The 26,977-nt window shown below is 50.2% G+C and carries 25 protein-coding genes and 1 tRNA gene; 15 read left to right on the top strand and 11 right to left on the bottom strand.

Translation table 11 applies throughout. The features are described from left to right. The first annotated feature begins 124 nt into the window (after positions 1-124). The 15 genes from L2725_RS09705 to L2725_RS09630 all read left to right on the top strand — a co-directional run bounded on the left by L2725_RS09705 (position 125) and on the right by L2725_RS09630 (position 12,085). Positions 125-201 (top strand) — tRNA-Asp (locus L2725_RS09705). A 960-nt stretch (positions 202-1,161) separates the two neighbouring features. Then, positions 1,162-1,377 carry a hypothetical protein gene (locus L2725_RS09700; RefSeq protein WP_249248794.1) on the top strand — a complete coding sequence of 72 codons (216 nt, stop codon included), beginning with the start codon at positions 1,162-1,164 and terminating at the stop codon, positions 1,375-1,377. Positions 1,378-1,729: 352 nt separating this feature from the next. Next, the gene (locus L2725_RS09695; RefSeq protein WP_249248793.1) at positions 1,730-2,287 is read left to right on the top strand and encodes a hypothetical protein; all 558 of its coding nucleotides are present in this window, start codon (positions 1,730-1,732) and stop codon (positions 2,285-2,287) included. A 281-nt stretch (positions 2,288-2,568) separates the two neighbouring features. Further along, the gene (gene bluB / locus L2725_RS09690; protein WP_249248792.1) at positions 2,569-3,228 is read left to right on the top strand and encodes a 5,6-dimethylbenzimidazole synthase; all 660 of its coding nucleotides are present in this window, start codon (positions 2,569-2,571) and stop codon (positions 3,226-3,228) included. A gap of 314 nt (positions 3,229-3,542) precedes the next feature. Continuing rightward, on the top strand, positions 3,543-4,040 hold the full coding sequence (locus tag L2725_RS09685; protein ID WP_249248791.1) for a GNAT family N-acetyltransferase: 498 nt from the start codon (positions 3,543-3,545) through the stop codon (positions 4,038-4,040). 339 nt (positions 4,041-4,379) lie between these two features. Next, on the top strand, positions 4,380-4,736 hold the full coding sequence (locus tag L2725_RS09675; RefSeq protein ID WP_249248790.1) for a nuclear transport factor 2 family protein: 357 nt from the start codon (positions 4,380-4,382) through the stop codon (positions 4,734-4,736). Between the two features lie 68 nt (positions 4,737-4,804). Beyond that, positions 4,805-5,158 (top strand): tRNA-binding protein, encoded by a 354-nt coding sequence (locus L2725_RS09670; protein ID WP_115136933.1) that lies wholly within the window; start codon positions 4,805-4,807, stop codon positions 5,156-5,158. Positions 5,159-5,193: 35 nt separating this feature from the next. Beyond that, entirely contained in the window at positions 5,194-5,577 is a 384-nt protein-coding gene (locus tag L2725_RS09665) for a hypothetical protein (protein ID WP_249248789.1), read from the top strand. A 79-nt stretch (positions 5,578-5,656) separates the two neighbouring features. After that, positions 5,657-6,109, top strand: coding sequence for a DUF3592 domain-containing protein (locus L2725_RS09660; protein WP_249248788.1), 453 nt, complete (start codon positions 5,657-5,659; stop codon positions 6,107-6,109). A gap of 18 nt (positions 6,110-6,127) precedes the next feature. Beyond that, complete coding sequence (locus tag L2725_RS09655; protein WP_249248787.1) at positions 6,128-6,811, top strand: MOSC domain-containing protein; 684 nt, start codon at positions 6,128-6,130, stop codon at positions 6,809-6,811. A gap of 91 nt (positions 6,812-6,902) precedes the next feature. Further along, positions 6,903-7,556, top strand: coding sequence for a DUF4386 family protein (locus tag L2725_RS09650; RefSeq protein WP_249248786.1), 654 nt, complete (start codon positions 6,903-6,905; stop codon positions 7,554-7,556). After that, positions 7,556-7,852 (top strand): hypothetical protein, encoded by a 297-nt coding sequence (locus L2725_RS09645; RefSeq protein WP_249248785.1) that lies wholly within the window; start codon positions 7,556-7,558, stop codon positions 7,850-7,852. The genes L2725_RS09650 and L2725_RS09645 overlap by 1 nt, the downstream gene beginning before the upstream one ends. A gap of 85 nt (positions 7,853-7,937) precedes the next feature. Beyond that, on the top strand, positions 7,938-8,258 hold the full coding sequence (locus L2725_RS09640; RefSeq protein ID WP_249248784.1) for a cupin domain-containing protein: 321 nt from the start codon (positions 7,938-7,940) through the stop codon (positions 8,256-8,258). Between the two features lie 138 nt (positions 8,259-8,396). After that, positions 8,397-10,076: a mechanosensitive ion channel family protein gene (locus L2725_RS09635; protein ID WP_249248782.1), complete on the top strand. Its 1,680-nt coding sequence runs from the start codon at positions 8,397-8,399 to the stop codon at positions 10,074-10,076. A 194-nt stretch (positions 10,077-10,270) separates the two neighbouring features. Further along, on the top strand, positions 10,271-12,085 hold the full coding sequence (locus L2725_RS09630) for a cation:proton antiporter (protein ID WP_249248780.1): 1,815 nt from the start codon (positions 10,271-10,273) through the stop codon (positions 12,083-12,085). Between the two features lie 62 nt (positions 12,086-12,147). Here L2725_RS09630 and L2725_RS09625 read toward each other — a convergent pair whose 3' ends face one another. The 11 genes from L2725_RS09625 to L2725_RS09575 all read right to left on the bottom strand — a co-directional run bounded on the left by L2725_RS09625 (position 12,148) and on the right by L2725_RS09575 (position 26,905). Next, positions 12,148-12,780: a sugar transferase gene (locus L2725_RS09625; RefSeq protein WP_249248777.1), complete on the bottom strand. Its 633-nt coding sequence runs from the start codon at positions 12,778-12,780 to the stop codon at positions 12,148-12,150. Next, positions 12,777-13,958 carry a glycosyltransferase family 2 protein gene (locus L2725_RS09620; protein ID WP_249248775.1) on the bottom strand — a complete coding sequence of 394 codons (1,182 nt, stop codon included), beginning with the start codon at positions 13,956-13,958 and terminating at the stop codon, positions 12,777-12,779. Before L2725_RS09620 ends, L2725_RS09625 begins: the two co-directional genes overlap by 4 nt. Further along, entirely contained in the window at positions 13,955-15,064 is a 1,110-nt protein-coding gene (locus tag L2725_RS09615) for a glycosyltransferase (RefSeq protein WP_249248774.1), read from the bottom strand. The genes L2725_RS09620 and L2725_RS09615 overlap by 4 nt, the downstream gene beginning before the upstream one ends. Before the next feature lie 94 nt (positions 15,065-15,158). Continuing rightward, positions 15,159-17,564, bottom strand: a complete 2,406-nt coding sequence (locus tag L2725_RS09610) for a hypothetical protein (RefSeq protein WP_249248773.1) — start codon at positions 17,562-17,564, stop codon at positions 15,159-15,161. Between the two features lie 100 nt (positions 17,565-17,664). Beyond that, positions 17,665-19,161: a GumC family protein gene (locus L2725_RS09605; RefSeq protein WP_249248772.1), complete on the bottom strand. Its 1,497-nt coding sequence runs from the start codon at positions 19,159-19,161 to the stop codon at positions 17,665-17,667. Then, entirely contained in the window at positions 19,158-20,276 is a 1,119-nt protein-coding gene (locus L2725_RS09600; protein ID WP_249248771.1) for a glycosyltransferase, read from the bottom strand. Before L2725_RS09600 ends, L2725_RS09605 begins: the two co-directional genes overlap by 4 nt. Continuing rightward, positions 20,273-21,004 carry an acyltransferase gene (locus L2725_RS09595; protein WP_249248770.1) on the bottom strand — a complete coding sequence of 244 codons (732 nt, stop codon included), beginning with the start codon at positions 21,002-21,004 and terminating at the stop codon, positions 20,273-20,275. Before L2725_RS09595 ends, L2725_RS09600 begins: the two co-directional genes overlap by 4 nt. A 9-nt stretch (positions 21,005-21,013) precedes the next feature. Continuing rightward, positions 21,014-22,852 carry a glutamine--fructose-6-phosphate transaminase (isomerizing) gene (glmS, locus tag L2725_RS09590; protein ID WP_249248769.1) on the bottom strand — a complete coding sequence of 613 codons (1,839 nt, stop codon included), beginning with the start codon at positions 22,850-22,852 and terminating at the stop codon, positions 21,014-21,016. Positions 22,853-23,010: 158 nt separating this feature from the next. Beyond that, positions 23,011-24,420: an O-antigen ligase family protein gene (locus L2725_RS09585; RefSeq protein WP_249248768.1), complete on the bottom strand. Its 1,410-nt coding sequence runs from the start codon at positions 24,418-24,420 to the stop codon at positions 23,011-23,013. Beyond that, complete coding sequence (locus L2725_RS09580; protein WP_249248767.1) at positions 24,417-25,835, bottom strand: lipopolysaccharide biosynthesis protein; 1,419 nt, start codon at positions 25,833-25,835, stop codon at positions 24,417-24,419. Before L2725_RS09580 ends, L2725_RS09585 begins: the two co-directional genes overlap by 4 nt. Beyond that, positions 25,835-26,905 (bottom strand): glycosyltransferase family 4 protein, encoded by a 1,071-nt coding sequence (locus L2725_RS09575; protein WP_249248765.1) that lies wholly within the window; start codon positions 26,903-26,905, stop codon positions 25,835-25,837. The genes L2725_RS09580 and L2725_RS09575 overlap by 1 nt, the downstream gene beginning before the upstream one ends. Positions 26,906-26,977 lie beyond the last annotated feature (72 nt).

Raw genomic sequence — 26,977 nt, 5'->3', positions numbered from 1 at the left:
AACCAAGATGCTAAAACATAGGGACAAATTGCACATTCGATTAAATAACGATCAAACGATGTCGCATTATCGTTTTTACCCTTGACGCTAATCTCTGTCCGAAATATTATGCAGCCATCTCAGCGGAGCGGTAGTTCAGTTGGTTAGAATACCGGCCTGTCACGCCGGGGGTCGCGGGTTCGAGTCCCGTCCGCTCCGCCACTGAGATACTTAAACAGCCACCTGTCATTGGTGGTTTTTTTGTGTCTGTGGTTTGCGATTCGAGCAACAACTCTGTTGGTGACTGCTTTAAAGTGAAATAGCACAGGCCGTGCGCGTCCGAACCGCCACTGAGATTCCTTTAAGACCATCCTTTTTCGGATGGTTTTTTTGTATCTACCGCTCCTGAAAATGCTGCGCATTTTGTCTCGGGGAGGCCGCCCCGTCGAATGACGGACCACGAGTCCCACTGGCCGTGCGCATCCGAACCGCCGCTGAGGATCTATAAAGCTGCCACGAAACGCGTGCTTCGCTCGCTTCACGAAGAGCACGAAGTAAGAGCAGAAGATTGAAGTCATAACGCAGCGTTTAAACAGGGTAGTTTTTCAGTGGACTCAGAATCGACTCATCAATGTGACTAATACTCTGAATTTTCGCAATTAACAGTGCAGCACACCGTCAAACCATTCCATTGTCAGTGAGCTTTTTCTGAACGTCCCATATACAACAGTATCTTTTGCTGGGTGTAGGTTATTTTCCTAATAATTCAGTAGGTTGTGAGATATATCTTACATACTCACCGATTGTCGTTTGCTACATTACGTTTGCGATTTCAAAACAGCTATCAAGGATGATGCTTACCGGAGCGAAACCGATGGGCGGTAGCGTACCTGGATTGTGCTGAGTTGAATGTTACCGGCAATGACCCAGCCCCGGCTCACCGATAAATTTGTGGTTAACCATATGATCTAGCGTGAAACCATGGGTAACGTTCTTAGGTAAACGTGAATTCTGGTAGGTAATAATAGAGCAAAGCGGACTTTCGCGAAGTTATCGTGATCTTGTTAGCAATATGCCTGAAATGGCGAAATTTTACATGTCTCGATTTACCCAATAAAAACTGATAGATGAGACGTCTTATTATTAAAACGATATAAGCCTGCATCAATAAAGGATTAAAAAATGACAAAATGTCCAAACTGTGGAAAAGATTTAAGTTTTGATTATCTAGATTCTGTTATGGATGAGCTGAGCACCATAAAAATGCGAGGAGATCAAACTTTTATTGCTCCTTGCTGTAAAAGAGATATAGTCGGTAGATCTGATTTTGGGACTTATTACATTGTAAAAGAACAAGGTCGTGAACAAGAAACGAAAGAGATGATTGGCGCAAGATAAATAGAATTCAAGGATACTATGGATAAAACATTTATTTAACAATAAAATGTGAGAAAGTTGTTAATTAAGAAGCCTGGGCCAATCGATTCCACTCCAGAAGGTGCAATCGTTTCAAGAGCTTTTGATGCGGCATACCTCCACAAAAAATACGAGGTGGCTGGGTTGAGTATTCAAAAATATCTCAACTCTGGAGAGTTTTTAAAGTTATAAAAAATAGATAGATACAGATTGAATAAGTCGATTGTCTATTTTAGAACATATTTTTAAGGATAAAGGTACGGCTTGTAGTAAGCCAATCTAGGTGACGCTCACGGCGTACCTTATTTGGGCGTTACATGAACTAGGAGAGATCGTGCGTAAAAAAATAATTGGAGAATATGGCGTTATCGAGGCAATTGTCTCGGTAGGAGTATTTAGCTTTCTTTGCTATTTTAACTGGCTGTTTTTTATAAAAGTTATAGCGGGTGAAACAATTGAGCAGCATATTTTGTTCATGGTCATATTTATTGACCTTGTGTGTTTGGTCATAATGACCCTTCCTTACCTAACTAAAAAATCGGAAAATGTATCCAATGAAAAAATTAAGATTTTTCTCGATTTACCGGAAAAGGACTCAAGGTTTACGTTTTCAACTATATCAGGCTTTTTAAGCGATCAAGCATTGGCGTCGTTTTTAGCAACAGTATTAATTTTTACAGGTAAAGAGGTTCTAGCAACATATGGTGGTGCCATCGCAGCTGTATATGTGGTTTTCCTTTTTGTCTTTGCAATAGTCTTAGGAAGTGTGTCTCTAATTAGGTTTATTACTCATTTCACAAAACATCACGGTGCTTTTTATGCGCTAGCTTCTGCTTTATCTGCAGGTGTAATGTTTGCCTTCTTTAATGTGGGCTTAAAAATGGCAGCATAAATTCATGTAACAAGCGCAGTCACTGGGACAGAATTTCCGCTGCGCTTCAATTTCGCCCGTGCTGGGGGCGTTAGCCTGCGTATAGACTCGGCTGGTAGCTGTAAACTGGGAGCATGTAATCTACCTTCTGCGGGATATCAGATGATTTTCAACGGGGCGTGACTGGAGTAATTGCAAGCTGTCGGGTTAAGTTGATGACCTTTTGTTTGACTTGTGCCTGGGTTCTTGATTCAGTAACGACTTTTCTATCAGGCTTTGTAGCTACTTAAATTCTGAACAACATGAATAAGACTTTTACTCAAGCAGAGCAGGCGTCATTGGAAGAAGTGATGCGCCATCGTCGTGATGTTCGCGGAAACAACTTTTTAAGCGACGACATCAGCGATGACAAACTGCAAAAGATTCTGGAAGCGGCCGCTTACGCTCCCTCAGTGGGTTTTTCCCAGCCCTGGGAATTTGTGGTGATACGTAATCCCGAAATCAAAAAGTCTATCTATAACAATTTTGTTGAGGAGAATGAGGCGGCAAAGACCCAGTTTGAAGGCGAGCGCAGTGATGCCTATCAAAGGCTTAAGCTTGAGGGAATTCTCGAAGCGCCGGTCAATATTGCGGTGTTTTACCAATCGTCGGATTCACCTGTGCTGGGGCAGACCAGTATGCCGGAAGTGGGTGAGTACAGTGTGGTATGCGCCATTCAGAATATGTGGCTGATGTCTCGTGCTTTGGATATCGGCATAGGCTGGGTGAGTATTCTTGACCCTGAGTATGTCAAAACCCAATTGAACGCACCAAAGGGCCATAAACTCATTGCTTATCTGTGCCTGGGTTATGTGAAGGAGTTTTACACCGGCCCTGAGCTGGAACGGCTTAACTGGGCAAAGAAGAAACGCCTGGAGTCAGCAATCTTTGTTGATAAGTACTCTGGCGACTCTGAAGCGTAACTCCCGTTACCTGTTGAAAACTCGTCCCCTTCCTACAAAACCAGCTTATTGAAGCTGGTTTTTTTATACCTGAAGCAAAATGGGCACTGCAGTCGCGTTTTGCCTAAGACCCTGGTGTCTGACGATTTACCCAGATGTCCAACAGACAGAGCGACAGCAGTTTGTTAGAGTGACGGCTGCTGTTTGAACTATGTTGCTGAGACATGCTTATCGGAGCCTGACCGAAGGCGTTGCCGTGGATTCACTGTGCCTGATTTGCCTGATCTCATGACTTAAAGCAGACCATCCAATCAACCAGGGAGGTAGATTCATCAATGCCAAATACCACTCAAATCATCATACGCAGGGCGAACTGTGACGACTATGATGCAATCGCCGATGTGATGTTCAACGCGGTCAGAGAAGGCCACAGTGAATATACCGAAGAACAAAGGCAGGCCTGGGTGCCTGAGCGTCGCAGTGGCACCGACTGGATTGCACGCCTGGACTCACAAGAGATTATGATTGCGGTAAACGCCAATCAGGTAGTTGGGTTTATGAGCCTTGCCGCCAAGGGGTATATCGATTTCGCCTACATCCGGCCGTCAGCCCAGGGGACGGGCCTTTTCCGCCGCCTTTATGAATCCATCGAAACCCTGTCGCTGCAAAATGGGCTCACCCGTCTTTGGGTTCATGCCAGTTTGATGGCGCAGCCTGCCTTCTCGGCGATGGGGTTTGCCATCACACAAAAGCAAGTGGTACAGATTGGGGAGGAGTCTTTTGAACGTTTTGAAATGGAAAAACTGTTCGATCACGAGAAGCCTCACAGATAGTTAGGGTCTGTTGACCTTTCATGGTTGAATTTTGCTCGAGATAGACGTGCTTTAATCGCGACGCAGGGTGTGCCGCCTAGGAGCCTAAGCAAATACCTTGCAACAAAGAGTAAAGCGCGTATAGCCGAGCCCTTCGGGCAGCGTTTGTCGTCGCTTTCTACTGCATTAACGCTCATTTATGTAGAACAACTACACCACAATCGCGTTGCTTTGTATAAAACAACGACAAAGTGCTGCAAAAACCATCTTCAAAGGTCAACAGACCCTAGTATGGATTACCCTGTCTGCTGTGTTGATGTATAACAATTTGAAGTCAGTCATTTTTTAGTGAGCAAGATTATGGAACCAAAGCAGGTTGTTCAAAAGTGGGTCGAGTGTTTCAACCGGGGTGATGCCGAGGCAATTGCTGAATTTTACAGTGAAGATGCCATTAACCATCAGGTCGCCAATGAGCCGGTAGTAGGCAAGCGTGCGATTAAGCAGATGTTTGCTGATGAGTTTTCAGCGGCCGAGATGGTTTGTATTGTGGAGAATATTTTTCAGGATGGGCAGTGGGCAATCCTGGAATGGAAAGATCCCATTGGCTTGCGTGGTTGTGGTTTCTTCCAGTTCGAAAATGGTTTGATTGTTCTTCAGCGGGGCTATTGGGACAAATTGAGCTTTCTTAAAGCCCATAATCTGCCGATCCCTGAGTAGGCTATCGCCTGCTTAACTGGCTAAGGGGAGCGGGCAGGTTGGACCAAAATCAAGATGAGGGTAACAGGATGCAATATGCGCCAATTAAAGATGAGATCAGCTTTGATGATTTTGCCAAAATCGATATTCGTGTCGGCTTGATAGTCGAGGTTAGCGAGGTCGCTAAATCCAATAAGCTGATGAAGCTCACTGTAGACTTTGGTGATCATACCCGCTCAATACTGGCCGGCATAAAACAAGAGCGTGAAAACCCGCAAGAGATTAAGGGCAAACAAGCCCTGTTTGTGGTGAACTTGCCTGAAAGGAAGATGGCGGGCGAGGTGTCTCAAGGCATGCTGTTTGACATAGGCTATGAAGATAAATTGCAACCTTGCCTGGCATGCCCGGAAGTAGAGATGCCCAACGGCGCCAGAGCAGGTTAAGCAACTAATGAGTTTTAATACAACAGGGAAGGTTAATGTTTAACAGCCAGAATATTTATTATCAAATTCGCCGGGACGGCATAAAAGCGGTCAACATAGAAACCGGGATGAGTGCCGTAAGAGCCTGTCCGGCATTGTCCCACCCAAGATCCCTGATGGGGGATTTTGTTAAGGTGGAAGCCTGTATTAAAGAGGTGACCAAAGAGGTTACTGCCAGGTCGTTATTTCAGCTGGCCCCGGTAGGCATTGCCCACTTAATGGAAATGGGTGAAGGTGGCTACACCAACGTTGAGATCCGCGCGTTTCGTGAAGCTTTTATGGGCGCTGGTATGAGACAGGTTCATTTTCCCAGCGGCCAGTCTGAGCTCTCTGTTGAAGCCATTAAGAGTAAGAGCTATGAGGAGCATAAAGGGATTTAACGTTCCCTCAGCAAGCTGGCGTGGGTAGGGCTGACATTACCGGGCTGGTGCTTGGTCTTAATCGATATGGATTAGCGTTATGAATCTACCTGTTATCGCGGGAATTGTATTTTTGCTGTTCAGTCTGTACCTGATGAAGCAAAGTCTGACCTCACTTGCTCTGGCTAATGCCAGTGTTCTCTGGCCCGTCGTTATTGGAAAAATCCTGTCTGTTGAAGTCTCCAAGCCCCAGTCGACCAGTAATCACAGGGTGCTTTATGTAAAGTACTCCTATCAGGTTGATGGTCAGGAATATATTGGCAGCAGAGATGCGCTGTACACCCTGACCGGCGATGAAGTCCTGCAACTGGAGCAGCAATTTGCCGAAAGCTCTGAGGTAGAAGTGTTTTATGACCCACAGTCACCAGATAGCGCTGTGCTGATCACTGGCCCCAGAGAAGACAAAAAGTACAGCGACCTGATTCTTGCCGGAGTAGGCGTTGTGGTTGGGATTGGACTGATCCTTGCCGGGAATGCAGGTCTGATTGGTTGATAAGCGAGACACCGACGAATGAATACCAAATATGCGTTAAAAGGGGTTTATCGGGGGAAAGTGGCTCAAAACTTCGGTGTTGAAACCGCTATGGTAAAACACCCGGTGCGGGAAGCGCTTTACCTGGATGTAGAGGGACTGGCGGGGGATGAATGCGCCGATAAACGACATCATGGTGGGCCGGAAAGGGCGCTGCATCAATATCCGCTGGAGCATTACGAATTTTGGCGTCAGCGTTATCCCGACAATACCGACTGGATGGCACCGGGTATGGGCGAGAACCTGAGCTCAGAAGGGATGCTTGAAACCAATGTCTGCATAGGTGACAGGTATCGTTGGGGGGAAGCCATCATTGAGGTCAGCCAACCCCGTTCACCTTGCTTTAAGCTCAATCGTCGATGGCAGGTGGAAGAGTTCTCACGCCATATGCAGGATATCAGTCGCTGCGGATGGCTTTACAGGGTGATTCAACCCGGTCTGGTTGGCCCTGAACATCCCCTGATCCTGATTGAGCGGCCTGATAACGCCATGACGATTGCTCTGGTGTGTGAGCTTTATTTTGGTACACCTCTGGATACTGATGCCCTGAAGCTGTTACGCGAGCAAGAGGCGTTGTCAGAGAGTTGGATGTCGAAAGTGATTCAGAGACTGGAAACCGGAGAAGTGGAGAACTGGAATTTCAGGCTGTTTGGTCATCCTTGATTAATTCATCAGTTAGCCTTTGTTACATCTTAACCCCCTGATTGAAACTAGGGTCTGTTAACTTGGGGTTTTTATTGTGCAGGGAATCACTATGAGTCAATTACAAAGAGCCGGAGGTTTCGCAGCGCTGTCAGAAGCACTGATTTATATTTCCGCTTTTATCTATTTCGGCGGGTTCTGGCAATATCCTGCGGATGCCGGACCGGTGGAAAAATTTGCCTATCTGGCTGAGCATCAACTGGCCTTTTCAGTCGCCTATTTCTTGATGTACGTATTGTTTGGCATATTGCTGGCGGTGTTGGTTTTGGCACTGCACGAGCGATTGAAGTTAACGTCTCCGGCCTTGTCGTCCATTGCTGCTGTTTTCGGAGTGGTCTGGGTCGGGCTGGTTATCGCCAGCGGCATGATTTCCAATATCGCTTTGGCAGTGGTGTTGGATCTTGCGACCAATGATCCGCAGCAAGCCATGACTATCTGGCAAACGGTGTACATTATTGTTGATGGCATTGGCGGCGGTAATGAGATTGTTGGGGGTCTTTGGGTTTTGTTGCTGAGTCTGGCAGCGCTTCGGGGAAAGGCGATTTCAAGGCCACTGAGTTATCTTGGGCTGTTTGTTGGTTCTGCAGGTGTGCTGACGATATTTCCTGTCGATCTGTTCAAGGATATCTTTGGCCTCAGCCAGATCCTGTGGTTTGCCTGGATGGGCGTAACCTTAGTTAAGAGCAATGCTGGAGGCACACCTTAATGGTGTTGTTTAAGATACTTGGATTACAAGTCGGTGCTCTGGTTCTTGCCGCGCTCTTCCTTAATGTACTGGGGCGTGCTGGTGATTGGCCTTTTGAGGTCTCGATATTATTTTGGATCGGTGTTGCCTGTTACTGTTTGGTCTTACTTCATCGCTCGCTTGCAAATGGGCCTGATGCAAAAATCAACAGAGTATTAGTCCTTATCTTAGGCTACATGCTGTCAATTTTGCCGGTGACGCTGGGGGGATATATGGTGTTGTTTATATTTGCAGTTGGCAGCACAGGGTTTAAATAATCTTACCTATATGCAACTGTTCAGGTGTTGTCTCAATACACAATTGCTCACCGCTGGTTAAGTGCTATCCACTTCAGGACGAATAATGGATAGACATAATATCTACCAAAACCTCCCCGACAGTTTTGAACATGAAGAGTTTAGCGATCTGTTGTCGCTGCCGGGGTTCAGAATCGAGCGTATCGTCTCCAAAGGGCACAGTTCTCCCGATGTCGGCTGGTATGAGCAGGATGGGAATGAGTGGGTCATGGTGCTCAAAGGGGCTGGCATACTTGAATTTGAAGATGGGCGCGAAGTGCATCTTAATGATGGCGACTATCTGAATATCCCAAAGAGGGTGAAACATAAGGTTAAGTGGACAGATCCCGACTCTCCAACCTTGTGGCTTGCAGTCTTCTATCCCTGAGCATTTAGTCATAAGGCTCACAATCAATGAGTTATCCGATTTACATCTATCAGGTTGAATTGCGTCTGTACCCGCGCTGAGTTTTGTTGCAGGTTTGGGTAATCCTTTTTCATCACCAAATAGATTTGGGAGATGTATATGGCCAGACTCAATTCAACCCACCTGTTGTTCCTGTTCACCTTCTGCTTGCTCTCTTTTGAGCTGGCAAGCCAGACCAATCAAACACCCAGTAGTGCTGAGCCCATGCAGGCGCAGGCTGAGTCACCTTTGGTGGCTGAAATCGACCAGATGTTGCAGAACAATGCGGATCTGGCTTCGAGTATGAACAGTGCCACGGGTGAAGACAGAGATGCCTTGCAAACTCAATTGTTTGTAAAAAACCAGGAGCTGAGAAAGCTGTTGGCCAGAGCGATCAGTAATGAGGCTATGGACAGCCAAAGGTTGTTGCAGCTGGTCAGGCAGCAGGAGGTTTACTCCAAACAGGCTTATAGCTTTATCAATAAAAGGCTGACTCAGCTTAATGACCAGATCAATAAGGCCAGTGACGACAGTAAGCTGTCTTTGATCAACCAATATGGAGAGTTGCAGAGCTACCTCAACTCAGTGCTGCAATCCAGCTGGGAAAACATCGAGTGGATGCGCAAGCTGGGGCAGGGAGAAACCGATGCTCAGGCAAGGCTGACCGAGCAGATCAGCCAGCGGCTCAGGTTGTTGTCAGCCTCCATCGATTATATCCAACAGCAGCTCAGCGTTATTGGCCGCCAACTGTCTGTGAGTCTGGAGTCAGATAAGTCAGGGTTCCAGCTCAGCCAATTGGTGACCCAGCAAAAGCTGGATATTGTGGTTCAGAGCATGATCAACACTTATACCCTGGCCGATAAACTTGGATTACCCACCGCCGAGTATAAGCGCCAGGTATTCAGCGCAACCGGCAATATCACCAGGGATATTTTGGATTGGGATGTGCTGCTGTCGATCATCAAACACTGGTCCTATTCGGTTTGGGACTGGACCCTGGATAATGCCCCTCAGGTGATATTTCAGCTGGTCATTCTGGCGCTGATCCTGTTTGCCGCTAAATTCGCAGCCAACCTCACTCAGTCTGTTGTCCGCAAAACTGTGGCTGCCAGGAACTTCAAACTGTCGCAGTTGATGCAGGATTTCTTTATCTCCATGGCAGGCAAGGTGGTCTGGGTGATAGGTATTCTGGTGGGCCTGTCTCAGATCGGCCTGGATCTGGCCCCGGTACTGACCGGCTTTGGTATTGCCGGGGTGATTATTGGCTTTGCGCTGCAGGATACGCTGTCAAACTTTGCCGCCGGGATGATGTTGCTGATCTATCGACCTTTTGATGTAGGCGACTTTGTTTATGCCGGTGGCGTTGATGGCAAAGTGAGCCATATGAGCCTGGTCAATACGACCATTCGCACCTTTGACAACCAGATCATCATAGTGCCCAACAGCAAGATTTGGGGCGATGTGATTAAGAATGTGACCCATGAACGTATCCGCAGAGTGGATATGGTGTTTGGGATTGGCTATCAGGATGATTTAACCAAGGCTGAAGCCGTGTTGGGGGACATTATCAGTAATCATCCGGCAGTACTGCGCAGCCCGGAGCCTATGATCAAAGTGCATGTACTGAATACCTCATCGGTGGACTTTATCGTCAGACCCTGGGTTAAAACAGACGATTACTGGGATGTTTACTGGGACGTGACCCGTGAGGTGAAACTGAGGTTTGACCGTGAAGGTATTACCATCCCATTCCCACAGCAGGATGTTCATTTATATCGGCCACAGTCCAGCCAGGCCTGAGGTCCGGGATATTAAGCTTAGTGTCATATTCTGGTAAGCAAAATAGCTATGGTGTTGTTTTAAAGCAAGAATAGCTCACTGCAGTCAGGATATGCTCTTTAGCCACTGATATTCGGTGCTGTTAAATGGCGATCGAATGTGTGAGTTTAAGCTTTAATTTCAATGATTCATCAATATTCAGGGAGTGATGGTGCATGGCAGAGCAGATAGCCGGCATGTTGGGATTAGTGGGAGTCTTGTCGCTCCTGTGTCAGTGGCTGGGGTGGCGCATGCGCCTGCCAGCGATTTTACCTTTGCTGCTGTGTGGCCTGTTACTCGGCCCCGGACTGGGCATTATTCAACCTGAAGCCTTACTGGGTGATCTGCTGTTCCCCATGATCTCTCTTGGGGTCGCTATTATCCTGTTTGAAGGGGCTCTGACCCTTAATTTTAAGGAGATCCGGGATCACGGCAAGATGGTGATTAACCTGGTCTCCATTGGTGCCCTGGTCACATGGACCATTATTTCAGTTGCCTGCCACTATCTGATGGGCTTTGCCTGGGAGCTGGCGATTCTGTTCGGGGCATTGGTGGTGGTTACCGGACCTACAGTGATTGTTCCCATGCTTCGTAGTGTTCGCCCCAGTGCCAAACTCGGCAGCATATTGAGATGGGAAGGCATAGTTATCGACCCCATTGGTGCTTTGCTGGCGGTACTGGTTTACGAATACGTGGTGGCCACTAATGACCCCGCTACCCATGTACTGCAGGCATTTGGCCTGACCCTGCTGGTGGGGTTGGGGCTGGGCGCGGCGACAGGTTGGTTACTTGGCCTGATACTTAAGCGCCGCTGGATTCCCCATTATCTGCGTAATACTGCCGTGCTCACCATTATGTTGGGGGTATTTGTGCTTTCCAACGCTATTGAGGAAGAGTCTGGCCTGCTGACGGTGACTGTGATGGGCATTTTGATGGCCAACATCAAAGACCTGGATATCAGTGACATTATCGAGTTCAAGGAAACCCTGACGGTACTGATGATCTCGGCGCTGTTTATTCTTCTGGCCGCGCGTCTGGACTCAGAAGCGGTTATGGCACTGGGGTGGGGCAGTTTGGCCTTGCTTGCTGTGGTGCTGTTTATCGCTCGTCCTGTCAGTATCTGGCTTTGCGGTATTGGAACCAGTCTGAGCAGCGCTGAGAAATGGTTCCTCAGCTGGATGGCTCCCCGGGGTATTGTGGCTGCGGCTGTGTCCTCACTGTTTGCCATTAAGCTGCAGGAGAAAGGCTTCGCGGGAGCAGAGCTGATTGTCCCTTTGGTGTTTGTAGTAATTATCGGCACAGTGGTGATTCAAAGCCTTACTGCGTCAGCCTGGGCAAAGTGGCTGGGCGTGCGGATGGATGCGCCTCAGGGCGTATTGATATTCGGGGCATCTGTATTCAGTCGTAATCTTGCAAAAATTTTGATGGACAATGGCTATAAGGTGCTGCTTGCCGATACCAACTGGGACAATATTCGTCTTGCGAGGATGGATAATATCCCTGTTTACTTTGGTAACCCGGCATCTGAACATGCAGAAAATGCACTGGACCTTACCGGTATTGGGCGTGCGCTGGTGATATCTCCCTATCGAAAGCTTAATCCACTGGTGAACTTTTACTATCAGGATGTGTTCGGCGAGTCCAAAGTGTTTGGGTTGAATAATTTTGAATCCAACAGTGCCAGATTGCAGATGTCCGAGTCATACCGCAAGCGTTTGTGCTTGTTTGCTGATGGTGTTTCCTATGCAAAAATTGCCAGTCAGATGTCCCGTGGCGGCATGGTAAAAAGCACGCTGCTGACCGAGAACTATACCCTGGCCGATTTGATGACCCGGGTTGGTGAAGGGTTTATTCCTCTGGCCTGGAGTAAAGAGGGCCGACTGCACATAATGACGTCGGAAACTCAATTGGCTGATTCAGGCTATGAGTTGATCTATCTGTCTTCTCCCGTGCCAGAGAGCGATGCTTCCGGGGATGATGATAAAGATTGAGATAAAAGGGCCGCTTGAAGCGGCCTTTTTATTGCCATCTCAAAACCACCACAAATAGCCAGTTACTGGCCACGGCCATTAAACATCACCGACAGCGTGGCAAAGATAATATAGAGGTCCATTTTTACCCAGGCCTTCAGCGATGACATTGACAGGCAGTACGCGTGGTCATAGCCCACCTTGCTTCTCACATCATTAATGCAGGTATCGTAACCCTGTTTGACCTGCGCCAGTCCGGTGATGCCCGGCATCAGTCCATAGGTTCTGTCCGCAAAGAAGGGGATGGCATCTTCAAGCGACTGGTAAAACCCCGGACGTTCAGGTCTGGGCCCTATCATGGACATATCGCCCATAAGGACATTGATAAACTGGGGGATTTCATCCAGCCGGGTTTTACGCAGGAAGCGGCCGACCCGGGTAATTCTTGGGTCCTGCTTTGACGCCCATACCGCACCTGTCACACTCTCGGCATTGCACACCATGGTGCGAAACTTAATCATATTGAACATAAGTGTTCTATCGGGCAGTGAGCGACCTATTCGCATCTGTTTAAAGAATACCGGTCCCGGACTGTCCAGTTTGATGGCCAGTGCGATAATCGGAAGAAGGGGCAGGGTGATCAATATACCTATGCTTGCCATCAATATATCTGAGCCCCGCTTTAACATTGCCGTTAAGGGATGAATATGTGTCATGAGGTTTTCCCCGCTTTGTCAGATCCTGTTACCCGGGTCCAGCGACCCTTCTCCAATCCCAGCAGATAACGCATTCCGCCGGTCATAATGGCCATGTGGCCTGAAATTAAGTAGCACACCAGTTGTATCAGCTTGTTTTGCTGAGTTGCTGGCCAGATAAATCCCACTGTGGCCAGTCCCCATACCAGAAGTTGCAGTCCGGCCAGCAGAGCGAACAGCCAGTAGCTGGCCGCCAGATACAATGAGCCAGCCAGTGCAATCAGCATCAGAGGACCGCAGGCTACCCGCAGTGCTTTACCTGACCAAAACATCAGACTCAGGTTGCCCTGAACCGGATTCAGCAAGTGCTTCAGCCTGAACACCTGTTGCAGATTGCCTGCGCCGATGCGAACCCGGCGTTTGAAGTTCTGGTCATCATTAGTGGCTTCCATCTCGACTGCGTGTATCCGGTTTTCCTGCACACCCAGATAACCCCTGGCGACTATGGACATTGGCAAAATAAAGTCATCGTTAATGGTGTCGCCGGGAAGCGGCTGAAACAGGGATTTACGAAACAGGTACAGGGCGCCGTGGGTTCCCTGGGGAGCGCCCAGTGCTGCCTCCATCACTTTGACCTTGTTTTGATACTGCCAGTACTTCTGCTCACCTTCATTGCCTGGCTGAAGCATCAGGTAGTGACTGTTGACCACGCCAATACGGTCATTATTAAAATGGGCGGCAGCCAGGGTAAGCGTATCAATGGAGAGCAGGGCTGAGGTGTCACTCAGGGCGATAATCTCTCCCTCAGCCTGATGAATCAGTTCGTTAATCACGGCCACCTTGCCACGATTCTCTGTGAATTCGTGCAGATGACATTGCAGGTCGGCGCACAAGACTTCGTTAAGAGTCTGTCGAGCAATGGCAGCACTTTGGTCACTGCAGCCATCAAATCCAATGTGGACAGTTAACTTGTCTGCCGGGTAATCCAGGCTGGCCAGATTACGGATCTTGTCGGCTATCCAGGCTTCTTCGTTGTAAGCTGGCACGACTATGCTGATATGGGGCAGTTGCTCTGGTGTGCAGGGTTCGCCGGTATTATCTGTTTTCGCCAGTTTCTTCAGCAGCAATGGGTACACCAGATGGTGGTAGACCACCAGTGCGCCGCTGAGCAAAGTGACCAGAACAATGATGTCGTTCATTTTGAATCCTCCACCAGGGCAGCCTGTCCATTCAGTTCCAAATGGCAGAGATCGTCATAGGCCTTGGCCATAGTACGAACATCAAAATGCCGGGTAATAAACTGGCGTGGGTTGGCCTCCAGTCGGGAGTTCAACACATCAGCGATGGCGTTGGCGGCGTCTTTGGCATGGTGATTTTCAAGCAGGCGACCACTGATAGGACAAAGGGTATCTTTGCAGCAGCCAACATCTGTGACTATGGCGGGTATGTTGCAGGCTTGAGCTTCCAGCGGTGCCAGCGGAAAACCTTCGAACAAAGAGGGCAGACAGAAGAGATTCAGCGCCTGGTAAAATACCGGCATATCATCAGTATGTCCCAGAAAGTGCACTCTGTGACCCAGTCCTTCAACCAGAGTCCGGTACTGAAGTTGTGGCATGCAGCTGCCATCACCGGCCAGTACCAGATGAATATCTTCGTCCAGATAGCCAATGGCGCCAATCAGCATCTCGTGATTTTTTACTGCTTCCATTCGACCACTGCAGCCGACCAGTCTGACATTTTGAGGCAGGGATAGCTTTTGTCGTGCTTCAGCCTTAGAACCCGGGCAGAATCTGTTGGTGTCTATGCCGTTGTGAATGGTTTTGACCTGCTCCAATCCAAGATTTAGCTGCAGGCTTTGTGCAACGGCAGAGCCATCAGCGACTACGATTGGGCGAGCCAGTTTTAACGCCAGCTTTTGCAGCATACGACGCTTACGTGCGGCCAGGTGCCAGGCATCGTGTTCAGTATGGATAATGGCCTTAACCCCGGCCAGACGGGCAGCGAAGCCAGCATAGAGAAGTGGCCCAACATGATGAGTGTGAATAACATCCGGTTGCTCACGCTCGAAAAACTGCTTGAGCTCGCTCAACAGACCAATAGATAAACCTTCTTGTTTATTGAGGAAAATCAGTCTGTCTTCTACTGCCTTCAATTTGGGCCAGTGGCGCAGGGCTGATTCTTTGTCTCCTTCCAGGCTGATGACCCAGGTATTTTCATTAAACAGGGAGAATTGTTGGATATCCAACACCATATTCTCCAGTCCACCCGGGCGTAAATGCTGAACGACCTGAAATACTTTGTGCATGTTCTGCTCCGACCTAATCATATTCTGCTTAGGTCAGAGCAGATCTTGTGCCAATGCTGTAAGCGTATGATTAAACGATGATTGCCTGTTTTGATTACTCTTGTTGTGGTGCCATATTTGCAATTTGCGATGCTGTTTTTCGTTCGCTTTTAATACTCAGTGCAATAATGCGATCGCGCCATTTATTTAAGGTCGACACAGGCACCCGGGACATCTCTTCCCAGTTGTCGGGCACCTGTTTTCTCAGTTGGCGTAACAGTTTCCCTGCCTGGCTGTCACTTTTGGCGCGCTGTTCAAGCCAGGTAAGCCACTGCAGATCATTGATGCCATCGGTCAGCTCAAACAGCCCCTGATCGACATCATGCTGCAGTGGGCATGGACTGACGCTGGGGTAAAGAAACTGGATATCTGATTCGCGGCCATCGGTTGGATTAAAGGGGTCTGCCGTTGGCATACGCGCATGCCATAACATCAGACCTTCGGCGCCGGTTTGCCAGAGATAGAAACCGGCAGCGTGGCGTCTGGGGCTGAGGTTATACAACCAGACTTCATTGGATGAGGGGATGCTTGCCAGTTGGTCTTTGTCGATTCCAAAGCCGTCATTGAGCAGTAGCAGATCAAATTTACTCAGCCACTTCCTGTCACCACTGTTGTTCAGGTGGCCGGCCAGTCTGGATTGGGGCGAAAACGCCTTTACATATCTGAAGCTGGCTTCGAGGTCATTGATGCTGTCTGCATTGGAGGGCTCATCTGCGCTGACCCAAACCGGCTCTGGCAGTTGCTTTGAAGAGAGTTCCCTGCTCAGATTGGCGATGACTGTGGCTGCCTGATCCACGCCCATGGCGGCAATCAGGCGTTTGAGAGGAGTATAAGCCAAAACCGGGGCATCGAATCCATTACGGCGGAGTGTGGTGATGGCATCAACCATGGCTATGATCCCCTGAGGATCTGAAGGTGTAGGCAAGGGGGGGGCGACGGAAGTTAATCCCTGACCGCGCAGAAACTTAAGGTCACATTCCAGTGCCGCTTGGCTCAGAGCCTGAGTTTGTTTGAACCAGCCATACTGCACCTGATGCTCAAGGTAGACGCCTATGGTTTGGGTGACATCAGGAAGAGGCGAGTCCATCACATCCACCTGCAGGGGAAGTTCAACTCTGCCCTTGTTGGAAACCACTTCAATGTTCCCTGTGTAAGTCCCGCCCGGTGCTGACTGCGGGACCTTGACTCTGAGATGGATTTTTCTGCCTCCCGGATGGTTTTTTGAAGGGGGTAGTCCGGACTTCAGATAGGTGTCACTGGCTCGTAACAGGGTAGATTTGAGGGCACTGCGTTGCCAGCGCCAGTGTCCATACCTGAGTTGTACCGGCAGGGCACGCTTCCCCGAGGTGGGAGTGGTGACTTGCAGATCAAGCAGTGACAACTCGGCTGGCAGTCTGAAGCTGGCACTAAACCAGCTGCCGGGAGCCACTTTTTGTGGTGGTTTTTCAAGCCATTCAATGCCATTCAGCTTATTGTTGACAGGGGGCTTGGTCACTTTAAAGCTCTCTGACAGGGGCCAGTTGTTGTTCCACCAAAACTCCCGTCCTTTTTCAACCTGAGCCAGAACGGGCAGACCACTCGCATCTTCAACCTGGGTTGTCATCAATATTTGCCTGTCTTTCGCCGGTTCAGCCAGGATGGCACTGACATAACCGGCATGGGGCATATTGCCCGAGATAACGATATCTATGCCCTGACCCTGGCTGTACACCAGAAAGGTTACCTTGCTGTTGGGCCCATCGGCATATCTGATGTAGCCGGAATCTGCAGGCTTGGCTTCAGGCCACTGTCGTCCAATATAGACCTGCTCAACCCAATCATCCGCAGACAAATTGAGTGAGCTTACAAGAGTACCGTTGACTGTGATTTGTCTTTGATACACAGGGGGAAGGTATTCCCACTCTCCGGGATCTCTGAGCCAAAGTGTTATGGCCCATGGGCCCGCTGCCAAAGGCAGCTTGATTCCTTCGAGACCCTGAATGCCATCTGTGGTCAGGCCCTCACTGGCTTGCATTTTACCGCCTCTGTCAATGGCTCTCATATGCTTGCCCCTGAGCATGGTATTGAAGGGGGGCAGGGGTTGAAACCCGGGCCAGAGAGCACTGCCTTTGGGGCCGAGATCCCAGCCAACTGAGCCATCGGGCAGAGGCGGGTGTTGAACCAATTTGGCACCGGTGAGCCTGACTGTGTCAGGATCGGCAGCGAATACAATAATCTGCTTGAGCTGATGGATTATCAGCGGGCGCTTTCCCGGCGTCTCGAGTCCGCCCAGCAGTTGATTGAGGGTAAATTTGCCCGGAGGAACCACCCGCTCGAGGTTAACTCTGTCGTGGTAAGGCGCTTTCTCTTTGTCGTCCAATCGTAAAACCACAATCGAAGGCTCAGAGGATTGATTTATGCCTGTGATCATCAGGTCTACGGCCCCGGTCAGTTTCTCTGCATCCGCTGGAGTAAAGGTCATAGCGACTTTTCCAGAGCTCACTGAGGGCGCCCGGGAAAGGGGGATTTGCTGGGCCGCAAAACTGGTTGAACACAGGCAAGTGAATATCAGCAGAATAGTATTAAGTGGCAACGGATTCATTAGGGGTTTCTCCCACAGGATCAGCGACAAATGTATGTTTTCCCTGGCGAGGGACAACTTTGGGGATTCGGCAAAGCACGACGGCACCAGTTATGTCTTCAACTTCCTGCTTGAGTCGTATGCTGGTATCTGTGATCTCATTGAAAGTCCCTATGCTGGCGCCAATCAGTAATCCACCAAACAGGCCGCCAAAAATGAATAAGAGGATATGGGGGTTGGATGGGTGAGTGGGGACAAACGGCTGATCGATGATCCTGATACGCTTGTCCTGTTCAAATGTTCCCAATGAGCTGGTGAGCCGGGCCATTTCATATCTTTGCATCAGGTCATCGTACATCTGGCGCTTTATCAGCAGATCCCGCTCCAGCTTTGCCAGCTCCTGCTGACGGTCACCAAAACCTTTGGTGTCCTGTTCCAACTCGGCGATCATAGTCTCCAGACTGCTGACTTCCTCATTTAACGCATTAACTTTGGAGCGTTCAGTCTGGAGGTGTTCCAGTTGAGAGATCAGCAGAGGTTGTTGGCGGCTGTCGGTATTTGACATGGCTGCGACGCTGGCAATATCCCAGAGTTGATCTGTATCCAGGCCCTGTTGATTCCGTTCCAGCAGCACTTTGCGCTCCTGCTCAAGCTCAGACAGGTTCCTCATTACTGCCTGCACTTTGCTGTGGCTGTTGGTATAACGGGCCTGAAGTAATGTCAGCTCACTTCTCAATGAAATAATCTGCTCTTCCAATCGGCCGATAACCGGGTTGGTGCGTGAAAGTTGTTGATCCAGGCTGCCGAGGCTTTTTTCAGCTCCCGCGAGTTCAGCCTGTCTTTCGGCCAGAGCCTGTTTCAGTTTGGCCAGTCGGGTCAGCTTATCCAGCTGTAACTCTGGCAGATCGGTAGCGTACTTGCCCCGAAACTCCGCCAGACTTTGCTCCGCCTGTTCAAGCTCCTGTCTGCGTGATTCAAGATTACCGGAAAGAAACTGGCTGGAGTCCTTCATGGAGGAACGCTCCGGCGCCAGCAGCTGTTCGATAAAATGTATGCTGACACTCTCCAGGGTTTGCTGCATCCGCATTGGATTGCGTGAGATATATTGGATCCTGATAAGATCCTTACCAGCCATTTCTACGCTCAATCCGTCTGAGAGTTGATTGATTACAGTATTGGCTTCCGCTTCGCTGGAGTTTTCATCTACCAGCCCCAGATCTTTGGATACCTGCGCAAGAATATGGCGGCTGTGAAGCAGGGTTTTGATGCTGTCCATACGCTCTTTGAGCATGGCTGATACAGCCAGATCTTCGAGGAATGGATTCATCTTGGATGTTTCCTGCAGCAGCATGCTGGTATGAGAGGTGTAAACTCTGGGGCTGACAACACCTATGAGCAGCCCAATAACAGGAAAAACCAGCGCCGGGATAATTATGATGTACCTCTGCCTCCATGCGGCACACAGCAGTACCATTACGCGATAAGCCAATCCTTTCATAATCGCTCCATCATCACTTTCAGTTGGGCGGCTCTGGCGTCCCAGCTGTGATGATTCAGATCCGGTTTTGGCTGTTGCTCAGGGTGACGCAGCAGCTGCAGTGTGCGGATCATCTCTCCCGTATCCCTGACCAGATACAGCCGTGCTGACATCGCCTGGGCAGCGGGAAAGTGGGTGCTGAGTACAGGCTTGCCTGCGGCGAGATACTCGAGCAATTTTAATGGGTTACATGCCCTTATCTGAGGCGTATCCCTGAACGGCAGTAACGATACCTGCCAGTGCTGACTGTATCTGGACAGCTCAGCATGGGGCTTGGGGCCCAGCAGATGAACGTTGGGCAGGCTGCGAATAGCCCCGATACCGCACTCCTGTTTGCCGATAAACACAAAGTGCCAGTCCGGCATATGGGAAGCGACCCGATATAGAAGATCATAGTCCAACCAGCTGGAGAGACTCCCATAAAAGCCCGCGACCGGTTTGCCATCATGGGGAAGGTCATCGGCTCTCGGGGCTGGTGAGGTAAATAAAGACAGATCGACCCCGTGTGGCAGCAGCTGGGTCTTGTGGGGCGGAAACCGGGAAGCCAGTGTTGGACTGGCGGCGAGAATAAGATCTGCCTGCTCAATCAGCCTGGCTTCATGGTGAGCCACTGTTTGATGGTCTACTCCCGCCAGCGCCGAGAAGTCATCGCCGCAATAGTAGATAAGATGCTCAGGCTGGAGTGTGCCGCAGAAATCAACCGCAGTGGGCAAAGAGGTCCAGACGACAGGCTTGTCGATACCCAGGCGGGTAAACACAGGTTGCAACTGCAGCTTCAGCAGCCAACAAGCCAGCTTTCTGGTCACAGGGTGTGCTGGCGCCGGAATCGTTATCGGCTTGAGGATCAACGGACTTGAATTTTCGTCAGAAACTATGGATTTTGGCGACGACTTAAACAGACTTAACAGCTTGATACCGGCTCTTTTGAGATCCCGCCAACATACTCTGGGCTGGCGCAGGCCGATGGAGTTAATCCAGATAACCCGGTAGTTGGGCATCAGTCTTTTTATCAGGTGCTGGGTACTGGAGGGCAGGCCCCCCCAGTCTTCACCGAATACAATAAGGTCCCGTTTCATGACTGCGACTCCGTATCCGGGGTGATACTCCGTACCACTTTGGCTGGGACGCCGGCGGCGATGACACCGGCGGGCAGGCTGTGGCATACCACGCTGCCGGCTGCGACTATGGTGCCTGCACCTATCTCAACGCCCGGCATAACGCTGACGCCGGTGGCCAGCCAGACATTCTTGCGAAGAATTATATCGCCGACCTGGTGTTCCTGCTCAGGCAGATGTTTGGCCCTGTCTTCTGCATCCAACGGGTGGCCGGGGTAGCCGCAAATAAAGGCGCGACCTGCAATCCTGACATTGTCTTCCAGCACGATTTTAGAACCGACCGCTATGGTGGTTTGCCAACCAATATCGATATTGCTGCCGACAATAAGTTGCGGAGCCTGTGTGCTACACACCCGACCACTGAAGGTAGTGGCTCCGCTTACCCGGCAATCATCGCCAAGACTGATCTCCACCGGGCCGGATACAAAAGGCATTCCGCCATATAGATTGAGTCTCTTACCACATTGATGCAGACGACCTTTAAATGCAGGGGTCCAGATAAATATCCGGGTGAAGGTGCTGAGCAAGCGCTGCACACCAGTGACCAGTGCATATAACGGGCGATTAATCGCACCTATGTTGGGAAGCTCTGCTGCCATTACTGTTTTCAGACCGCGATACAGGCGTTTGACTGCAGGGTGCTCACTGGTTTTCAGCCAGTGTTTGGTTTGAGCAAGTGAAGCAAACATAGAACCTCCTTATTCGACAGTCACAGACTTGGCGAGATTTCTGGGCTTATCGATATCCAGTCCCTTCTCTTTGGCGACATGGTAAGCCAGCAACTGCAGCGGCAGTGTGTAGAGCAGAGGGAAGAGCACAGGATCCACCAGGGGCATAGGGATCGCTGCGGTGATAAATTCGGATGAAGCTTCAACCGCCTGGCTATCTGCGATGAGAATAATCTTGCCGCCTCTCGAGGCTACCTCCCTGAGGTTGGAAAGGGTTTTGGGTTGCAGCTCGTCAGGTGGCGCGATGACAACAACTGGCATCTGTTCATCAACCAGAGCTATCGGGCCATGCTTAAGCTCGCCGGCTGCGTAAGCTTCGGCATGGATATAGCTGATCTCCTTGAGCTTAAGGGCGCCTTCCTGGGCCAGAGGCCAGGCCTGGCCACGGCCGATAAACAAAGCGTGATCGCTTGTTGCCATCATCTGAGCAAGGCGAATGATAGGCTCCTGAGTCAGGAGCTGGCGGTGGAACAAAGACGGCAATTGGTGCAGCGCCTTTATCAGGGACAGTTCCTGATCAAAATCCATGCTGCCATTGTGTCTGGCGCAATCCATGGACAGCAACAGGAGTACGGTTAACTGAGCCATAAAGGCTTTGGTACTGGCGACGCCAATTTCAGGTCCCGCCAGTGTTGGCAATATGGTATCGCTTTCCAGTGCCATGGTGCTGGTGGGGACATTGTTCATGGATAAGCAGGGACAGCCTATTGCCTTGGCATATCTCAGGGCAGCCAGGGTGTCTGCCGTCTCACCCGATTGTGAGATAAACAGGTTGCTGGTGTGGCTGCTCATTGGACGGTTGCGATAGCGAAACTCCGACGCCAGATCTGTGTCTGTGGGAATACCGGCGATGGACTCTAACCAGTAGCGGGCGGTGCAGGCGGCATAGTATGAAGTACCGCAGGCCACAATATTGAGCGCCTCTATGGCTGCGCTCTGTCCCGGTTGCAGGCCCGTATTGAGCTGGCGGCCATTGATATCCAGATAGTGATTCAGGATGCGCTCAATAACATCTCCCTGCTCATAAATCTCTTTCAGCATAAAGTGCTCAAAACCCTGCTTGCCATCGGCAACATCCAATTTGGGTGCTGGTTGCCAGGGGATATTGTCAATTTGAATTTGAGTGTTTTGTGGAGATGTTTGATAGAGCCTGACCCCTTCGCTGGCAATCACTGCGAGCTGGCCATCCGTCAATGGGCAGATAAGTTCTGCAGAGTTTCCCAGGGCCACTACATCAGACGCCAGCATTATACCGGCCTGGCCCTGAGCGATAATCAGTGAACTGTCTTTGCGTGCGGCATACAGGCGGTCGGGCTGGGAAGAGAAGATGGCGGCTATGGCATAGCTGCCTTCAAGACGGCAAAGGCTTTGGCATAACGCCTGCTGGGGAGCCATTCCCTGAGCAAGGTAGAAGCTGATCATCACGGGGATAACTTCACTGTCGGTATCACTTTCAAACGTCATACCCTCAGCGCTCATCTCGGCGCGCAGTGACTGATAGTTCTCAATAATACCGTTGTGAACCACAGCGACATCAGCCGTCATGTGAGGGTGGGCGTTACGGGTAGAACAGTCCCCATGGGTTGCCCAGCGTGTGTGGGCAATGCCTATCCCGCCATCCAGAGGAGAATTGCCCAACAATTTAACCAGATTGTCGATTTTGCCTTCGCTGCGGCGCAGCTGCAGACCTGTTTCACCACCTACAACCAAACCGCTGGAATCATAACCTCTGTATGAGAGTGCGTTGAGGCCTTCAAGCAGGCTTGGGGTGACTGATTGCGTACTGATTGCTCCGTATATTCCACACATATGCTGCTCCAATGAAACTTATCTGTTTCACTGTGGAGAGCAACGCCTGTGCCATTATTAAAAAATCAATAAATACAGTGAAGTAGAGAGGTTTTTAACTTGGGTGCTGATGTTGGTTTTGCAAATTGGAGCAAATTTATAATGCAAATTGCGATGAATTATCCGGACGTTGAAACAGAGTCGAGTTGAAGCTTGGTGGCCTGGGCCAGCGCAACCACCAGACCTGCCAACAGATAGATAGGCCAGTTAAAGCCCTGGGTGAGAAAGGTGCCAGACACTATGGTACCGGCAAAACCAGCAAGCAGAGCCTGAGCTGAGCTGTAGAATACAGCGGGTAGCTTATCCCTGTTGGTTTCTATTTTTTCGAGTGTTGCCCGGGCGGTATGGATGGATAAGCCGACAAAGGCCAGAAATACCAATAACCCCAGAATCCCTGTTTCGGCAAGCACGCCAAACCAGGTGCTGTGCACTGCATGGTTAAGACCATCCCAGTGGTCTGAATAGAAATAGTAATTAGCGTAAAAGTTATTGATACCAACACCTGTCAGCGGATTTTCGAATGCCATTCGGTAAGCAGCTTGCCAGGCGTATAGTCGTCCCATGGCTGAGGCATCAATTCCCTCTTCGGCCGAACCACCTGAGGCCCGGTCAGAAATTCCGGCTACGGCATAGAGTATTGCAGCTCCCGCAGTCGCCAATGTGAAGAATAAGGCTTTGGACTTCATCTTTCGGTAAACCAGCACTCCCACAATGGCCATCACTCCCAGCAGGCCGCCTCGGCTTTGAGTGGCAATAATGGCGTAGAAACTCAGTGGCATGCCAATGGCCCCCAGTATTCGAAACAGCTTGGGTAAGCCTGCCGTAATCATCATACTCAGCGCAAATGACGCCGGAAACATCAGTACCAGCGCCAGATCGTTGGGATCGCCCAGCATAGAGCCAAAGGCGCGTCCAATGGTGACACGGGTGCCTTCTACCATGCCAATCCCATTGATCTTGTTTGAGATAGCCACCAAGGCTACCAATATGCCCGAGATGCCTATCAGCAGGTTACACAGGGAAAAATCTCTGGGGGTACGGGTCAGGTAGGTGACCGCAAACGTCATCAATATGATTTTCCAGTAGGTAGCCTTGAAAAAGGTGATAGCCAGAGAGCGGTTCTCGGCAAGCACAACCCCTATGATGACCAGACCCACAAAAATCGACAGTACGGTTAAACAAGGTGACCAATAGAGCTTGATAGACTGGGATAGCGCCAGATGCCAGAACAGGGTTAGCAGGGACGCTATGGACAGCATCAGGGGCACTTTCATTGGGTAAAGTACCGGAAATACTTCATGGATCCGGAAGAAGGAGAAAATCACAAACAGGAGCACCATAAGAAAGGGCTCTTTAATGACATACAGCAGGGCCAAAGGTGCCAGGCCTATGACGATAGCCACCAAAGGATGGGGAACCAGATACCAGGCCAGTGAAACACTGACAACGACCATCAGCAGCACTGTCGGTGACGGTACGTCCGGAAACAGGCTGTTAAACTGGTTTTTTACCTGCAGTACCAACCTCATACCGCAGCCCGCCATTTGCAAGGCAACCTGACAAGACCTGAGGTCAGTAAGCCTATACCAATGACTGCGTAACCGACAAAGAAAGCCAGTACTCTTTGGGCCCAGGAGAGCTCAAGCATTGCCAGTATCAGCACAGAGGCCGCGGTTCCCAGCAGCAAGAATATCAGCGTGGGAGAATAGGGGATGGCCGCCATACGCTGACCAGCGATGTACAGCAGCAGGAGTCTGCCCATTTGAGCTGCGGTAAGACCCAGAGCCACGCCCCATATGCCTGACGTTCCGGCCAATATCAGCATCAAACCAACACCGACGATCGCCATGCCAAGGTTGATATAAAGTTGAACCTCGCTTGAATGTTTACTCATACAGCCAAGGTTCAGCAGCTCTCCAGCCTCCTTCAACAGGGCGGCAAGAAGCAAAAGCCCGGCTATGGATGCTGCCATTTGATACTCATTGGGTAACAGCAGGTGAATAAACACAGGAACTGCCAATGAGAGTGTGATTGCGACCAGGCTCAGGCAAGCGATACCCAGTGTGGTCGTGCGTGCGGCTTTGTCTGGCCCCTGATTAAACAGGACATCGTAACGACGGGGAAACCACCAAAGGGTGAAGGGTTGCTGCAGCAGTACCAAGCCAAGGGCAAATTTGGCACCCACGGCATAAAGGGCCAGGGTCTCAGAGTCTGTATAGGTTTGCAGAATCCAGCGATCCAGGCCGTTAAGGGCAAATCCCATTAGCCCGGTTGCGACCAGGGGCAGGGCATACACAAACATGGGTTTGACCAAACGACGCGACAAAGCAACACCTGTACTCAAATATTGATAGTGGCTAAGCAGCAGCAATTGAACGACTGCCGAGATAAAGCCGGCTTCGAGTACACCTGTGACTCCACGCCCCATACGAACCAGAACAATGATCAAGACTGCATTGAACAAGGCCCTGCCTGTGGTAGCGAGGAAGAACAGGCCTGGTCGATTTTTCATGCGCATCCAGGTGAGTGGAAGGTTAATGCAGGATTCAAACGCAAGCAGACTTAATACCAAAGAGAGTTCGTAGAAACTGAAAAGGTGCGGAAACCAATTGCTGATTGCCAGTGCTGCTCCCAGTAGCAGAGGAAGGGTAAAGCTGGAGGCGACAAGAGACAGGCCGAAAAACTCAGATGCAACCTGGTGTTTGTGGTTGTCAGAGGCGGCTTCTCCGATAAAGCGACACATGGCTTCCTGTAGCCCCAACCCGGCAACGACGCTGGCAAAAACCGCAATGCTCAGGATCAGTTCCAATCGACCAAATTCAGCCTGGGGCAGCAGATTGGTTAACCAGGGCAACATAATAAGCGACATGCCTTTCATCACTCCCAAACCCAGGCCATACATCAGCATGGCCTGCATTGGTGAGGAGAGCCTTAGCTTGTGCATTACTGCCATACTCCACGGGTAGCTGTGGAAGCATTGGAAGCGCTGGTGAGCAGGATATAGCTGATTGCCTGAAGTTGGGGCTGATAGACGGCTTCTGCATGATAGTTGCGGCTGATAAAGCCGGCGCAATGCCCAAGCTCAATGACTAACTCTGGAGTGTCGCAAAGCATTCTGAGTTTATTGGCGAGATCCTGACTGTCGCCAGGCGTGTATTTGACACAGTTGGCACCATCTACCAACACCTTGTCCCAGTAACTGCCATCAGCCGGCAGCACAATACACTGGCCTGCAGCAATCGCTTCGAGAATTGACAGTCCAAAGGGCTCATGTTGGCTGGTGGAAACAAAGATCTGACTCCCAGCCCTTATTTCATCGAGGTTTTTGGGCTCTTTATACCAGTGGATTCTGTCGTCACTCTGGCCAATCTCAGAATGCTCCAGTGCGATATTCTTGGGCTGTATATAACAGATATTGGCTTTGATCTCGGGGACTTTGTTCAGGGCTGCGGTCAGCAGATCCAGGCCTTTCCACTTCAGCAGTGAGGCTGCCCAGAATACTGATGGCGTTGACTCCGTTTCCTGAGTCGCTTGCGTTGGCCAGTTGTCGATAGCCAGGCCGTTCAGCATGGTGACGTATCTGGGCTCAACCATGGCTTCATGGAGTGCTCCCGCCCGGTCCAATGCCAGTCTGATACTGGACTTACAGCCGGGCAGGTAGTGAACGGCTTCAGCCTGCATCAAGCACTTGCCTATGGTTTTTGAGGTTGCGACAGGTCCGTGGATCATTTGCAGGATGGGCGTTCCAGTTATGTAGCGAACCAGGTAGGCGGCCAGATCTATACCCGGGCCGGAGGCACCTATCATCAAGCCAGGTTTTTTCAGCATGGGCCAACGCACCAGCACCTGAGTGGCGATCAGCAGAAACTTAAGAAAATAGAGCAGCCCCATATCCTTGTTCATTATCCAGGCTGGCAGCCACAATGGATGAGTATCTGGGTTCAGCGTTTGCCAACTTTGCGGGTCCTGGGTAAACACGGTAAAGCTGCAGTCCTCTCCAAGCAGTGAAAGCATGGTTCCTGTCGCAGTTTTCGACCCGCCTCTGAAAGGGATGGGATCAATAATCAGTATGTTTCTTGAATTGGA

It is taken from the genome of Shewanella corallii, from assembly GCF_023349125.1.
GTDB lineage: Bacteria > Pseudomonadota > Gammaproteobacteria > Enterobacterales > Shewanellaceae > Shewanella > Shewanella corallii.
This window is presented reverse-complemented; position numbering and strand designations above follow the sequence as displayed.

What these genes read in the sequence shown, in the direction of transcription:
- L2725_RS09700 (WP_249248794.1), top strand. Translation starts at nt 1,162, where the DNA reads ATGACAAAATGTCCAAACTGTGGAAAAGATTTAAGTTTTGATTATCTA.
- bluB (WP_249248792.1), top strand. Translation starts at nt 2,569, where the DNA reads ATGAATAAGACTTTTACTCAAGCAGAGCAGGCGTCATTGGAAGAAGTG.
- L2725_RS09685 (WP_249248791.1), top strand. Translation starts at nt 3,543, where the DNA reads ATGCCAAATACCACTCAAATCATCATACGCAGGGCGAACTGTGACGAC.
- L2725_RS09675 (WP_249248790.1), top strand. Translation starts at nt 4,380, where the DNA reads ATGGAACCAAAGCAGGTTGTTCAAAAGTGGGTCGAGTGTTTCAACCGG.
- L2725_RS09670 (WP_115136933.1), top strand. Translation starts at nt 4,805, where the DNA reads ATGCAATATGCGCCAATTAAAGATGAGATCAGCTTTGATGATTTTGCC.
- L2725_RS09665 (WP_249248789.1), top strand. Translation starts at nt 5,194, where the DNA reads ATGTTTAACAGCCAGAATATTTATTATCAAATTCGCCGGGACGGCATA.
- L2725_RS09660 (WP_249248788.1), top strand. Translation starts at nt 5,657, where the DNA reads ATGAATCTACCTGTTATCGCGGGAATTGTATTTTTGCTGTTCAGTCTG.
- L2725_RS09655 (WP_249248787.1), top strand. Translation starts at nt 6,128, where the DNA reads ATGAATACCAAATATGCGTTAAAAGGGGTTTATCGGGGGAAAGTGGCT.
- L2725_RS09650 (WP_249248786.1), top strand. Translation starts at nt 6,903, where the DNA reads ATGAGTCAATTACAAAGAGCCGGAGGTTTCGCAGCGCTGTCAGAAGCA.
- L2725_RS09645 (WP_249248785.1), top strand. Translation starts at nt 7,556, where the DNA reads ATGGTGTTGTTTAAGATACTTGGATTACAAGTCGGTGCTCTGGTTCTT.
- L2725_RS09640 (WP_249248784.1), top strand. Translation starts at nt 7,938, where the DNA reads ATGGATAGACATAATATCTACCAAAACCTCCCCGACAGTTTTGAACAT.
- L2725_RS09635 (WP_249248782.1), top strand. Translation starts at nt 8,397, where the DNA reads ATGGCCAGACTCAATTCAACCCACCTGTTGTTCCTGTTCACCTTCTGC.
- L2725_RS09630 (WP_249248780.1), top strand. Translation starts at nt 10,271, where the DNA reads ATGGCAGAGCAGATAGCCGGCATGTTGGGATTAGTGGGAGTCTTGTCG.
- L2725_RS09625 (WP_249248777.1), bottom strand. Translation starts at nt 12,780, where the DNA reads ATGACACATATTCATCCCTTAACGGCAATGTTAAAGCGGGGCTCAGAT.
- L2725_RS09620 (WP_249248775.1), bottom strand. Translation starts at nt 13,958, where the DNA reads ATGAACGACATCATTGTTCTGGTCACTTTGCTCAGCGGCGCACTGGTG.
- L2725_RS09615 (WP_249248774.1), bottom strand. Translation starts at nt 15,064, where the DNA reads ATGCACAAAGTATTTCAGGTCGTTCAGCATTTACGCCCGGGTGGACTG.
- L2725_RS09610 (WP_249248773.1), bottom strand. Translation starts at nt 17,564, where the DNA reads ATGACCTTTACTCCAGCGGATGCAGAGAAACTGACCGGGGCCGTAGAC.
- L2725_RS09605 (WP_249248772.1), bottom strand. Translation starts at nt 19,161, where the DNA reads ATGAAAGGATTGGCTTATCGCGTAATGGTACTGCTGTGTGCCGCATGG.
- L2725_RS09600 (WP_249248771.1), bottom strand. Translation starts at nt 20,276, where the DNA reads ATGAAACGGGACCTTATTGTATTCGGTGAAGACTGGGGGGGCCTGCCC.
- L2725_RS09595 (WP_249248770.1), bottom strand. Translation starts at nt 21,004, where the DNA reads ATGTTTGCTTCACTTGCTCAAACCAAACACTGGCTGAAAACCAGTGAG.
- glmS (WP_249248769.1), bottom strand. Translation starts at nt 22,852, where the DNA reads ATGTGTGGAATATACGGAGCAATCAGTACGCAATCAGTCACCCCAAGC.
- L2725_RS09585 (WP_249248768.1), bottom strand. Translation starts at nt 24,420, where the DNA reads ATGAGGTTGGTACTGCAGGTAAAAAACCAGTTTAACAGCCTGTTTCCG.
- L2725_RS09580 (WP_249248767.1), bottom strand. Translation starts at nt 25,835, where the DNA reads ATGCACAAGCTAAGGCTCTCCTCACCAATGCAGGCCATGCTGATGTAT.
- L2725_RS09575 (WP_249248765.1), bottom strand. Translation starts at nt 26,905, where the DNA reads ATGCTTTCACTGCTTGGAGAGGACTGCAGCTTTACCGTGTTTACCCAG.